At 55.4% G+C, this 11,808-nt stretch carries 11 protein-coding genes; 9 read left to right on the top strand and 2 right to left on the bottom strand.

What is annotated here, in order from left to right; genetic code table 11:
- Window positions 1-2: 2 nt before the first annotated feature.
- From alr to ACMGGE_RS15200, 7 genes are all read left to right on the top strand, one after another.
- Window positions 3-1,082: an alanine racemase gene (gene alr, locus ACMGGE_RS15230; RefSeq protein WP_420293925.1), complete on the top strand. Its 1,080-nt coding sequence runs from the start codon at window positions 3-5 to the stop codon at window positions 1,080-1,082.
- A 22-nt stretch (window positions 1,083-1,104) separates the two neighbouring features.
- Window positions 1,105-1,662 carry a nicotinamide riboside transporter PnuC gene (pnuC, locus tag ACMGGE_RS15225; protein ID WP_126534928.1) on the top strand — a complete coding sequence of 186 codons (558 nt, stop codon included), beginning with the start codon at window positions 1,105-1,107 and terminating at the stop codon, window positions 1,660-1,662.
- The gene (locus ACMGGE_RS15220) at window positions 1,659-2,669 is read left to right on the top strand and encodes an AAA family ATPase (protein ID WP_420293924.1); all 1,011 of its coding nucleotides are present in this window, start codon (window positions 1,659-1,661) and stop codon (window positions 2,667-2,669) included. The genes pnuC and ACMGGE_RS15220 overlap by 4 nt, the downstream gene beginning before the upstream one ends.
- A gap of 75 nt (window positions 2,670-2,744) precedes the next feature.
- On the top strand, window positions 2,745-3,938 hold the full coding sequence (gene tyrB / locus ACMGGE_RS15215) for an aromatic amino acid transaminase (RefSeq protein ID WP_196365645.1): 1,194 nt from the start codon (window positions 2,745-2,747) through the stop codon (window positions 3,936-3,938).
- Window positions 3,939-4,178: 240 nt separating this feature from the next.
- On the top strand, window positions 4,179-4,892 hold the full coding sequence (gene aphA, locus ACMGGE_RS15210) for an acid phosphatase AphA (protein WP_111967844.1): 714 nt from the start codon (window positions 4,179-4,181) through the stop codon (window positions 4,890-4,892).
- A 113-nt stretch (window positions 4,893-5,005) separates the two neighbouring features.
- Window positions 5,006-5,422 carry a secondary thiamine-phosphate synthase enzyme YjbQ gene (locus ACMGGE_RS15205; RefSeq protein ID WP_045909174.1) on the top strand — a complete coding sequence of 139 codons (417 nt, stop codon included), beginning with the start codon at window positions 5,006-5,008 and terminating at the stop codon, window positions 5,420-5,422.
- Window positions 5,423-5,424: 2 nt separating this feature from the next.
- Window positions 5,425-5,778: an MmcQ/YjbR family DNA-binding protein gene (locus ACMGGE_RS15200; RefSeq protein ID WP_008503382.1), complete on the top strand. Its 354-nt coding sequence runs from the start codon at window positions 5,425-5,427 to the stop codon at window positions 5,776-5,778.
- A 3-nt stretch (window positions 5,779-5,781) separates the two neighbouring features.
- Here the strand turns inward: ACMGGE_RS15200 and uvrA are convergent, their stop codons facing one another.
- Window positions 5,782-8,604: an excinuclease ABC subunit UvrA gene (gene uvrA / locus ACMGGE_RS15195; RefSeq protein ID WP_045909175.1), complete on the bottom strand. Its 2,823-nt coding sequence runs from the start codon at window positions 8,602-8,604 to the stop codon at window positions 5,782-5,784.
- A gap of 250 nt (window positions 8,605-8,854) precedes the next feature.
- Here uvrA and ssb1 point away from each other — a divergent pair, with 250 nt between their 5' ends.
- The gene (gene ssb1 / locus ACMGGE_RS15190) at window positions 8,855-9,379 is read left to right on the top strand and encodes a single-stranded DNA-binding protein SSB1 (protein WP_008503384.1); all 525 of its coding nucleotides are present in this window, start codon (window positions 8,855-8,857) and stop codon (window positions 9,377-9,379) included.
- 61 nt (window positions 9,380-9,440) lie between these two features.
- Here the strand turns inward: ssb1 and ACMGGE_RS15185 are convergent, their stop codons facing one another.
- Complete coding sequence (locus tag ACMGGE_RS15185) at window positions 9,441-9,722, bottom strand: YjcB family protein (RefSeq protein ID WP_045261050.1); 282 nt, start codon at window positions 9,720-9,722, stop codon at window positions 9,441-9,443.
- A gap of 492 nt (window positions 9,723-10,214) precedes the next feature.
- Here ACMGGE_RS15185 and ACMGGE_RS15180 point away from each other — a divergent pair, with 492 nt between their 5' ends.
- On the top strand, window positions 10,215-11,618 hold the full coding sequence (locus tag ACMGGE_RS15180; protein ID WP_262821629.1) for a sensor domain-containing diguanylate cyclase: 1,404 nt from the start codon (window positions 10,215-10,217) through the stop codon (window positions 11,616-11,618).
- The last annotated feature ends 190 nt before the right edge of the window (window positions 11,619-11,808 follow it).

Genomic DNA, 11,808 nt, shown 5'->3' with positions numbered 1-11,808 from the left:
AAATGCAAGCGGCAACTGTTGTGATTTACCGCCGCGCTCTGCGACACAACCTGCAACGTCTGCGTGAACTGGCCCCCGCCAGCAAGCTCGTTGCAGTCGTGAAAGCGAACGCTTACGGACACGGTCTTCTTGAGACCGCGCGAACGCTCCCCGATGCCGACGCCTTTGGCGTCGCCCGTCTTGAAGAAGCCCTCCGCCTGCGCGCGGGGGGGATTACCCAACCGATTCTGCTCCTCGAAGGCTTTTTCGAAGCCACCGATCTGCCAACCATCGCAGATCAGCATCTGCACACGGCGGTACACAACGAAGAACAGCTGGCCGCACTGGAAACCGCTGAGCTGAGCGAGCCGGTGACCGTGTGGATGAAGCTTGATACGGGCATGCATCGTCTGGGCGTGCGTCCGGAAAGCGCCGAAGCGTTTTATCAGCGTTTATGCCGGTGCAAAAACGTGCGTCAGCCGGTGAATATTGTCAGCCACTTCGCCCGTGCCGATGAGCCCGAGTGCGGTGCGACCGAGCGGCAGCTGGATATCTTTAATACCTTCTGCGAAGGCAAGCCGGGGATGCGCTCGATCGCCGCATCCGGCGGGATCCTGCTGTGGCCGCAGTCGCATTTCGACTGGGCGCGACCGGGCATCATTCTTTACGGCGTGTCGCCGCTGGAGAATAAACCCTGGGGGCCGGACATGGGTTTTCAGCCAGTCATGTCTCTGGTGTCTACTCTGATTGCCGTACGCGAACACAAAGCCGGTGAGCCGGTGGGCTACGGCGGCACCTGGATCAGCGAGCGTGATACCCGCCTCGGCGTCGTGGCGATGGGCTATGGCGATGGCTATCCGCGCGCTGCACCCACGGGTACGCCGGTGCTGGTCAACGGTCGCGAAGTGAAGATCGTTGGCCGCGTGGCGATGGACATGATTTGTGTCGATCTGGGGCCTGAAGCCCAGGATAAACCCGGCGACGATGTGGTGATGTGGGGGGAAGGTTTACCCGTTGAACGTATTGCTGAAATCACGAAAGTGAGTGCTTACGAACTTATCACCCGCCTGACGTCTCGGGTGGCGATGAAGTACGTCGACTAACATTTTATTCCAGGGAAGGATAATGTCCCCTTCAGAAATCGCTGCGTGTCTGGCCTATGCTCTCTCCGTCTGGCTGGCCGCCAGAAACAATATCCATACGTGGTGGATAGGCATCATCGGTAGCGGGCTTTATGCCTGGGTCTTCTATTCTGTGCAGCTTTATGCTGACGTTACCCTTCAGTTCTTTTTCATCATAACGAGCATAACCGGCTGGCTGCATTGGCTTAAAGGCAATCATGGAGAGGTCTTGCCTGTCCGTCGTACCAGACCGGGACATTTTTTTATGCTTTTGGCCTGCGCCATAAGCGTAGCAGTGGTATACGGGTGGATACTGCATCTCTATACCAATGCATGGGCCCCCTGGCTGGACTCCATCATTTTGACATTCAGCATTCTTGCTCAGTTTATGTTGATGGGACGGCGTCTGGAAAACTGGTACATCTGGCTTGCCGTTAACACGCTGGCAGTACCGCTGTACGCGACGAGAGAACTGTATCTGACCGCCGGTTTATATCTGGTGTTTTGGTTTAATGCGTGGCACGGACTGTATCAGTGGCGCAAGGAGATCCGTGCGCAATGACGCTATATGCCAACGGTCTGGTGGTAGGCAAATTCGCACCATTACATGCGGGCCATGAAGCGCTCATCAATACGGCACTTGAGCAGTGCGAGACGGTCTGTATCATCAGCTATTCGTCGCCGGAAATACACGGTTACGAACCTGAAAAGCGGCTTAACTGGTTAACAACGCGCTTCCCACAATGTCGCCACCTAGTGCTTTCGCCGCAAGTGTTGGCTTCATATGGCCTTGCGCCACCGCCACCGAATGACGCTGATGACGATCTTCACCGGCATTACGTTGCAACGCTATGTGAGGACATTCTGCATTGTCAGCCAGAGGCGGTATTTACTGCCGAAGACTATGGAGACGGGTTTGCCACTGTCCTGAGCCAGCGTTTCGGACGACCGGTTGCGCACGTGCGTCTCCAGCGTCAACAGGGACCAGAAGCTCCCTCGGGAACGCTCATCCGCTCTGATGTTCATCGTTATCGCAAGATGATGTCCCCTGAGGTGTATCGCAGCTTTGTTTTTCGTATCTGCTTATTAGGTGGAGAATCGACGGGCAAAAGCACGCTTGCAAAGGCACTGGCGCAAACGCTAAACGTTCCGTACGTTGCAGAGTATGGTCGTGAACACTGGGAAAAGAAGAACGGCATCCTTGATCTGGAGGATTTGCTGCATATTGCCCGCGAGCAGGTGCGTCGGGAAGAATTAGCCTGCACGGCGCCTTATCTGGTCTGTGATACGTCCCCTTTAACGACCCTGTTTTACGCGCTCGATCAGTTTGGCAGCGCGCCGCAGGCGTTAATGGCGCTTGCTGAACGAGACTATGCACTGGTCGTACTTTGCGGAGATGATTTTCCGTTTGTGCAGGATGGCACCCGGCAGGGGGAGGCGTTTCGCCACAGACAGCAGGTATGGTATGAAGCAGAGCTATCACAACGAAACATTCCTTTTCTGCGCGTGCAGGGCTCGGTGCCTGAGCGAATCGATTGCATTTGCCGATATATCGAGTGTCTGGCCTGATATCGCACTCGACCTTCACCTGCTTCCGGTTTATTGTTGAAATCCCTGCCTCATCGAATTCCGGAGAACCATCGCGTGTTTCAGAAAGTTGACGCCTATGCCGGCGACCCTATCCTCTCCTTAATGGAGCGTTTTAAAGAAGATCCTCGCAGCGACAAAGTGAACCTCAGCATCGGTCTGTATTACAACGAGGATGGCATTATTCCTCAATTAAAAGCCGTAGCTGAAGCCGAAACGCGTCTGAACGCTGTTCCACACGGCGCTTCTCTGTATCTGCCGATGGAAGGGCTAAACGCTTATCGCAACACCATCGCACCGCTGCTGTTCGGCGCCGATCACGCGGTGCTCGCGCAAAAACGCGTGGCGACCATCCAGACGCTGGGCGGCTCGGGTGCGCTGAAAGTGGGCGCAGACTTCCTGAAAAAATATTTCCCGGATTCAGGCGTGTGGGTCAGCGACCCGACGTGGGAAAACCACGTTGCGATCTTCGAGGGCGCGGGCTTTAAGGTGGCGACCTATCCGTGGTTCGACAGCGAAACGAACGGCGTGCGCGTTGACGCGCTGCTGGAAAAACTGAACACCCTGCCGGAGCGCAGTATTGTGCTGCTGCATCCGTGCTGCCATAATCCGACCGGTGCCGATCTCACCAATGCCCAGTGGGATGCGGTGATCGAGGTGCTGAAGGCCCGTAACCTGATCCCATTCCTCGATATTGCCTATCAGGGCTTTGGCGCGGGTATGGAAGAAGACGCCTATGCCATCCGCGCCGCTGCCAGCGCCGGGCTGCCTGTTCTGGTGAGTAACTCCTTCTCTAAAATCTTCTCCCTGTACGGTGAACGCGTTGGTGGTCTTTCCGTGGTATGTGAAGACGCCGAAGCAGCCAGCCGCGTGCTGGGTCAGCTGAAAGCGACGGTGCGCCGTATCTACTCCAGCCCGCCAAACTTTGGTGCGCAGGTGGTGGCAACGGTTCTCGGTGACGAAACGCTGAAAGCGTCCTGGCTTGGCGAAGTGGAGGCGATGCGTAAGCGCATCCTGTCGATGCGTCAGGAGCTGGTTAATGTCCTGAAAGAGGCTGTGCCTGGGCATAACTTTGATTATCTGCTCAAGCAGCGCGGGATGTTCAGCTATACCGGACTGAGCGCGGCGCAGGTCGATCGCCTGCGCGAAGAGTTCGGCGTCTACCTGATCGCCAGCGGCCGTATGTGCGTGGCGGGCCTCAATGCCGGCAACGTTCATCGCGTGGCGCAGGCGTTTGCCTCCGTAATGTAAGTATTCACTTACTTGCATGCTATATGTAGGCCGGGTAAGGCGCAGCCGCCACCCGGCTTTTTTGTTCGCGCCGGTGCCAGTCATTGCCCGGTGGCACTGCGCTTTGTGATCGTCTTCTTTTTATTCCGCTTCATAAGCAAAAACTCCTTCCCTTCACCTCCCGCTGGGGTTATGGTCGGATAGTTTTTTGACCATTCACTCAAAATAAAACGATAACAAGCTGAATATTCAGGGGAAAATATGCGCAAGATCACACTGGCGCTCAGCGCCGCCTGCTTATTGTTCTCACTTAACAGCGCCGTCGTCGCGCGAGCTTCCGCCCCGACGCCGCTTTACACCGGCACTACCGCCGCCATTCTCGCCGAGCAGGCGCCCATTCACTGGGTTTCCGTGGCCCAAATCGAAAACAGCCTGATGGGGCGCCCACCAATGGCCGTGGGCTTCGATATTGACGATACCGTGTTATTCTCAAGCCCAGGATTCTGGCGCGGCAAAAAAATGTATTCTCCCGACAGCGAAGCGTATCTGAAGAACCCGGAGTTCTGGGAAAAAATGAATAACGGCTGGGACGAGTACAGCATTCCGAAAGAGGTCGCCCGGGCGGTAATTGCTATGCATGTTAAGCGTGGCGACAGTATTTATTTCGTCACCGGTCGTAGCCAGACCAAAACGGAAACCGTCTCCAGAACCCTGCAGGACGATTTCCAGATCCCGGCAGCCAACATGAACCCGGTCATTTTTGCCGGTGACAAAGAGGGGCAAAACACCAAAACCCAGTGGCTGGAAAAGAAAAACATCAAAGTGTTTTATGGCGATTCGGATAACGACATTACCGCCGCGCAGGATGCAGGTGCCAGAGGGATCAGGGTGTTACGCGCGTCTAACTCTACCTATCGACCGCTGCCGATGGCCGGAAAGTTTGGCGAAGAGGTGATCGTCAACTCGGAGTACTGAGTCCCTGGCAGCGAGTTTGACTCTTTTTTAATCAAATCTCGCTGCTGCGGGTTTTACCTTTCGTCTTCTTGCTGCACACTTAGAAAGATTCATCTTTCATCACGGAGCAGCCTATGTGGTACCAACAGACCCTGACCTTAAGCGCGAAGCCACGCGGATTTCACCTGGTGACGGATGAAGTCATCGGGCAACTCCGCGACCTGTCGCGCGTCAGAACGGGTTTGCTGCATCTGCTGCTTCAGCATACGTCTGCCTCTCTGACGCTGAATGAAAATTGCGATCCCACCGTCCGGTCTGACATGGAGCGGCATTTTCTGAAGAGCGTCCCGGACAACGCCCCTTACGAGCATGACTATGAGGGGGCGGACGATATGCCTTCGCATATTAAATCCTCTTTGCTGGGCGTATCGTTGATGCTGCCGGTCCACAACGGGCGGCTGTTGCTGGGCACGTGGCAGGGGATCTGGCTGGGAGAGCATCGCATTCACGGTGGTTCGCGTAAAATTATCGCCACGCTACAAGGGGAATAAAGATGACAATTTCGGAGATACTTCAGTACTGCATGAGCAAGCCCGGCGCGGAGCAGAGCGTCCACAGCGACTGGAAGGCCACGCAGGTTAAGGTGGGGGATGTGCTGTTTGCGATGGTGAAAGAGGTGGAAGGCCGTCCTGCGGCATCGCTGAAAACCAGCCCTGAACTGGCCGATTTACTCCGTCAGCAGCATGATGACGTGAGGCCGAGCCAGCACCTCAATAAGGCGCACTGGAGCACCGTCTATCTGGATGGATCGATTCCAGGCTCACAAATTTACTACCTGGTGGACGCATCCTATCAGCAGGCGGTTGAGCTGCTGCCGGAAACGACCCGACAGCAGCTCTCCGTGTGACAATTACAGCAACGGTTTAAGGAAGCGCGCGGTGTGCGAGGCTTCGCACTCTGCAACGGTCTCTGGCGTACCGGAGACGAGGATTTCACCGCCGCCGCTGCCGCCTTCCGGGCCGAGATCGACAATCCAGTCCGCGGTTTTAATCACGTCCAGGTTATGTTCGATGACCACGATAGTGTTGCCCTGATCGCGCAGTTGATGCAGCACGTCCAGCAGCTGCTGGATGTCGGCAAAGTGCAGACCGGTGGTCGGCTCATCCAGGATATACAGCGTCTGGCCAGTACCGCGTTTTGACAGCTCGCGCGCCAGCTTCACGCGCTGCGCTTCACCGCCGGACAGCGTCGTGGCGGACTGCCCCAGACGAATGTAGGTCAGGCCGACGTCCATCAGCGTCTGCAGCTTACGCGCCAGCGCCGGAACGGCGTCAAAGAACTCGCGCGCCTCTTCGATGGTCATGTCCAGCACTTCGTGGATGGTCTTGCCCTTGTACTTAATCTCCAGCGTTTCGCGGTTATAGCGTTTGCCTTTGCACTGGTCGCACGGCACGTAGATATCCGGCAGGAAGTGCATCTCAACCTTGATCACGCCATCGCCCTGGCACGCTTCGCAGCGGCCGCCGCGTACGTTAAAGCTGAAACGCCCTGGCGTATACCCGCGTGAACGCGCTTCCGGCACACCGGCAAACAGTTCACGTACGGGCGTGAAAACGCCGGTATAGGTTGCCGGGTTAGAGCGCGGCGTACGGCCAATCGGGCTCTGGTCGATATCGATAACTTTATCGAAATGCTCCAGCCCCTGAATGTCGCGGTACGGTGCCGGCTCTGCCAGCGTCGCACCGTTTAGCGCGGTCTGTGCAATCGGGAACAGCGTATCGTTGATCAGCGTCGATTTACCGGAGCCGGACACGCCGGTGACACAGGTAAACAGCCCGACGGGCAGGGTCAGGGTGACGTCTTTCAGGTTATTGCCGCGCGCGCCGGTCAGCTTCAGCACTTTTTCCGGATCCGCTGCCACGCGCTGTTTGGGGACGTCAATCTTGCGCTTGCCGCTCATGTACTGGCCGGTCAGCGACTCGGGCACCGCCATAATGTCTTTCAGCGTCCCTTCCGCCACCACCTGGCCACCGTGGACGCCGGCACCCGGGCCGATGTCGATCACGTGGTCTGCGGCGCGGATCGCGTCTTCGTCGTGCTCGACCACAATCACCGTGTTACCGAGATTACGCAGGTGGATCAGGGTGCCGAGCAGACGTTCGTTATCGCGCTGGTGCAGGCCGATTGACGGCTCGTCCAGCACGTACATCACGCCCACCAGGCCCGCACCAATCTGGCTCGCCAGACGAATACGTTGGGCTTCACCGCCGGAGAGCGTTTCTGCCGAGCGGGAAAGCGTCAGGTAGTTCAGGCCGACGTTCACCAGGAACTTCAGGCGATCGCCAATCTCTTTCAGGACTTTTTCGGCGATTTTCGCGCGCTGGCCAGAGAGCTTCAGGTTATTGAAGAAGTCCATCGCGTGGCCGATGCTCATGTCTGAGATGGTCGGCAGCGCCGTATTTTCCACAAACACGTGGCGCGCTTCGCGACGCAGGCGCGTGCCCTCGCAGGTGGCGCAGGAGCGGTTGCTGATGAACTTCGCCAGCTCTTCGCGCACCGCGCTGGATTCGGTCTCTTTGTAGCGGCGCTCCATATTGTGCAGCACCCCTTCGAACGGGTGGCGACGCACGGAGGTATCACCGCGATCGTTCATGTATTTGAACTCGATGTTCTCTTTGCCAGAGCCGAACAGGATCACTTTGTGTACGTTCGGGCTGAGGCTGGCCCACGGCGCTTCCACGTCGAACTTATAGTGCTCTGCCAGCGACTTCAGCATCTGGAAGTAATAGAAATTACGCTTGTCCCAGCCGCGAATGGCGCCGCCCGCCAGGGACAGCTCCGGATTCTGGATCACGCGGTCCGGATCGAAATACTGCTGCACGCCCAGGCCGTCACACGTCGGGCAGGCGCCCGCCGGGTTGTTGAACGAGAACAGGCGCGGTTCCAGCTCGCGCATGCTGTAGCCGCAAATCGGGCAGGCAAAGTTGGCGGAGAAGAGCAGCTCTTCCGCTTTCGGGTCGTCCATGTCGGAGACCACGGCCGTGCCGCCGGAGAGTTCCAGCGCCGTTTCAAACGATTCTGCGAGACGCGTGGCAAGATCGTCACGCACCTTAAAGCGATCAATCACCACCTCGATGGTGTGCTTCTTCTGCAGTTCCAGCTTGGGCGGATCGGACAGGTCACACACTTCGCCGTCAATACGGGCGCGGATATAGCCCTGGCTTGCCAGGTTTTCCAGGGTTTTGGTGTGCTCACCCTTACGCTCTTTGATGATCGGCGCCAGCAGCATCAGGCGCTTGCCTTCTGGCTGCGACAGGACGTTGTCCACCATCTGGCTGACGGTTTGTGCCGCGAGCGGGACGTCGTGGTCCGGGCAGCGCGGCTCACCCACGCGGGCATACAGCAGACGCAGGTAGTCATGGATTTCGGTAATAGTACCGACCGTTGAACGCGGGTTATGCGAGGTGGATTTCTGCTCAATAGAGATAGCAGGGGACAACCCTTCAATGTGGTCGACATCCGGTTTTTCCATCAGCGACAGGAACTGACGCGCGTACGCAGACAGTGATTCAACGTAACGACGCTGTCCTTCGGCATACAGGGTGTCGAAAGCCAGTGAGGATTTGCCAGACCCCGACAGCCCGGTCACGACAATCAGCTTGTCGCGAGGGATTATCAGGTTGATATTCTTGAGATTGTGGGTGCGGGCGCCCCGAACTTCGATCTTATCCATTCACCTTTCCCGGTTGGAACACGGATTGCCTGGTTTGTTTGAAGGACAAACGGCTGTCAGAAACGGCTAATTATGACACAATTTGACCTGTTTGAATATACAGTATTGGAATGCATTTTCTGATTCGCTGTGTAACAATGTGGAGTTGCGGGAGAACTCTGGAACGTGCTACGCAACTATCAAAGTGCAGCATGGAAATGGTACACTCGCGCGTTTACACTATTAAGAAACGTATTCAGGAGACACGAACATGGCCAGCAGAGGCGTAAACAAGGTGATTCTCGTCGGTAATCTGGGCCAGGACCCGGAAGTACGCTACATGCCGAGTGGTGGCGCAGTTGCCAACATTACGCTGGCTACTTCCGAATCCTGGCGTGATAAAGCGACCGGTGAGATGAAAGAGCAGACCGAATGGCACCGCGTTGTGCTGTTTGGCAAACTGGCCGAAGTGGCCGGTGAGTATCTGCGTAAAGGTTCTCAGGTCTATATCGAAGGCCAGCTGCGCACCCGCAAATGGACCGATCAGTCCGGTGCTGAGAAGTACACGACGGAAGTGGTGGTTAACGTCGGCGGCACCATGCAGATGCTGGGTGGCCGTCAGGGCGGTGGCGCACCAGCAGGTGGCGGCCAGCAGCAGGGCGGTTGGGGTCAGCCTCAGCAGCCGCAGGGTGGCAACCAGTTCAGCGGCGGCGCGCAGTCTCGCCCGCAGCAGCAGTCTGCTCCTGCACCGTCTAACGAACCGCCAATGGATTTCGACGACGATATTCCGTTCTGATTTCCGCGTTCCCCAAACAAAAAACCCAGACATCGTCTGGGTTTTTTTATTTCATAAGGGATCAGGTAATCACCATTGGCCAGTCTGGTGGCGTGTGGCTCATCGCCTCAACCATCACCACTTTGATATTTTCCCAGACAGCGGCCATATCCAGCAGGGTAATGCCAAGCAGACCCGTTGCAAACCAGCAGGCAGCCCCCAGCCCCAACAGCGTGCTGATGACAGCGAGACCCGCGTAGTCAGATTTACGAAACTGAATGTTCAGCGTGCTGGCCAAAAACATCAGTACCGCACTCAACAAAGGCCAGCGCAGGAGTACCATGCTGGTAGTAATGGTTGCCATAAAACCCATCCTCTATAAAACAGACGAACTGAATGAAACAGAGTGTTTTCGTTACATAAGTTGTGTGAAGTATATCACGTTTGCTGTTTTATTCGCCAGTCCCGGGATGATGAAAAACGAGCGATTCATAGTTGCCGAGAATCAGTGGGTGCCTGAGTGAAAATATATCTTTGCTGGCTAAGTTCCCCAGTTCCCGCACTCTTTATAATGAATTCATTAAGATAGCAAAACTGATGCAAAAAGACGCACTCTGTACAATGTTTACAGCAATAACCCTATGGCTTATGCTTGAGTGGACAATTAATTTTACTCGCAGCTAACCTTTCAGGTTTTTGAATTTCATTATTTTTTTATTTTTTTTGTACGTTTTTAATTACACACAACGTTGTTTTTAATTCGCTACGCTGAGATTCAGCCTGCGCGTTGGTTTGTCGATTTTTCGAATCTGAAGAAAGTTGCGTCCGGTTTATCGCCTGATAATCAGCGAAAAAAATGAAAGAAAACCGACGTGAGATTGTTAATGACAGCATGCAGGCGTTGCATGCGCTGGCTAAGTTAATGCCCCAGCTTCATGCTCAATGTTCTCTGGCCGACATGCTGGCGACCATCAGTCGCGCGCTGGGCGCAAGCCTTGCCTGGGTCAGCGTTAACGGTGATGACGGGCTGAAGCGCGTGGTGTCCGCCGGGGAGATGACCTGCCATCCCCTCGACGTGGCCGATTTCCTGGCGAACACGCTGCTCCAGCGGCATCATCGATCGTGGCGGGTGGTTTACTGGAAAGAGAATATTGGCCGCACGTTATTTCCTCCTCAGCACCCGGGCTATACGCAGCTGCAAAGCGGTGTGCTGTGCAAGCTTTCAACTCAAAACTGGCACTGCAGCGGCTATTTCTTTTTAGCGTTCGAAGAAAGGCTTTCTTCTTTGCCGATTCTGAAAAATATCGTCGTGGTGCTGGTCGAAAAATTAAAAGACTATTTTGCGGAAATTATTGCCCGAGAAAAAACGGCGCAGGAAATGCAGCGCGTCGTGACGCAATATAAGACGCTCTTTGAACGCGCCCCGGTTTTAATGAACTCTTTCGACAAATTTAACCGCTGCGTGCTGTGGAATGCCGAATGTGAAAAAGTATTCGGCTGGACGATGGCGGAGATCGCGGAACATGCCGATCCGCTTTCGCTGTTTTATCCCGATCCTGAAGAGCGGCGGCGGGTAAGAGAGTCGGTCAATGTCTCGCCGCTGAAGGATATGTATGAGTGGCATCCGCTACGCAAAGACGGCACCCCGCTGACGGTGCTGTGGTCAAACATTCTGTTGCCGGACAATTCTATCCTCAATATTGGGCTGGATATCACCGAGCGGAAAAAAGCCGAACAGCAGCTCGAAGTTAAAGCCACCACTGACGATCTCACCGGCTGCTTTAACCGGTCGGCGATTTTGCAGCAGCTGGAGCTTGCGCTGGCCGCCAGTGCCAGGCAGGAGGCTAACAGCCATTTTTGCGTCCTGATGTTTGACCTGGATTTTTTCAAACAGATCAACGACGAGTGGGGACACCCGGTGGGCGATGCGGCGCTTCTTCACTTCTGTAATGCTATCCGTGAGTTGGCTCCTTCGGGCTCCGCATTAGGGCGCGTGGGAGGGGAGGAATTTTTGCTCCTGCTGGCGCAAACTGACGGCAATGGCGCTGCGCAACTCTCCGCCAGGTTGCGCACCGTTTTGCAAACTCATCCGCTGATTGTGGGTGAGAGAACGCTGTCGCTGTCGTTTAGCGCAGGGGTCGTGGAAGTCCGCGGGGGACAGCGGGATACTTCAGCCTTGCTAAGGCGTGCTGATAAAGCGTTATATGAGGCTAAGCATTTGGGGCGAGGAAAAACGGTGGTGGCGGCTGATTATTTATAAATCAGTGAACACAATACACCCGATCAAATAGCATAAAACGTCATGATGACGGTGTGCTTTTTTCATGCTGCCAGAAGTTTGGCTTAATCAACAATCGTCTGTTGTGTTATCTTCCCACCGCCCTTACGGGCTGGATAATTATTTTCCTTAATTGAAACGGAACGAATACTTACAGTTTCACTTACGGGAA

The organism is Enterobacter sp. BNK-22 (assembly GCF_048684805.1).
GTDB lineage: Bacteria > Pseudomonadota > Gammaproteobacteria > Enterobacterales > Enterobacteriaceae > Enterobacter > Enterobacter quasiroggenkampii.
Note: the sequence above shows the minus strand (reverse complement) of the source record. Positions and strands in the feature narration are given on the sequence as shown.

Coding starts and splice junctions, on each gene's coding strand:
- alr (WP_420293925.1), top strand. CDS start 3: ATGCAAGCGGCAACTGTTGTGATTTACCGCCGCGCTCTGCGACACAAC.
- pnuC (WP_126534928.1), top strand. CDS start 1,105: ATGTCCCCTTCAGAAATCGCTGCGTGTCTGGCCTATGCTCTCTCCGTC.
- ACMGGE_RS15220 (WP_420293924.1), top strand. CDS start 1,659: ATGACGCTATATGCCAACGGTCTGGTGGTAGGCAAATTCGCACCATTA.
- aphA (WP_111967844.1), top strand. CDS start 4,179: ATGCGCAAGATCACACTGGCGCTCAGCGCCGCCTGCTTATTGTTCTCA.
- ACMGGE_RS15205 (WP_045909174.1), top strand. CDS start 5,006: ATGTGGTACCAACAGACCCTGACCTTAAGCGCGAAGCCACGCGGATTT.
- ACMGGE_RS15200 (WP_008503382.1), top strand. CDS start 5,425: ATGACAATTTCGGAGATACTTCAGTACTGCATGAGCAAGCCCGGCGCG.
- uvrA (WP_045909175.1), bottom strand. CDS start 8,604: ATGGATAAGATCGAAGTTCGGGGCGCCCGCACCCACAATCTCAAGAAT.
- ssb1 (WP_008503384.1), top strand. CDS start 8,855: ATGGCCAGCAGAGGCGTAAACAAGGTGATTCTCGTCGGTAATCTGGGC.
- ACMGGE_RS15185 (WP_045261050.1), bottom strand. CDS start 9,722: ATGGCAACCATTACTACCAGCATGGTACTCCTGCGCTGGCCTTTGTTG.
- ACMGGE_RS15180 (WP_262821629.1), top strand. CDS start 10,215: ATGAAAGAAAACCGACGTGAGATTGTTAATGACAGCATGCAGGCGTTG.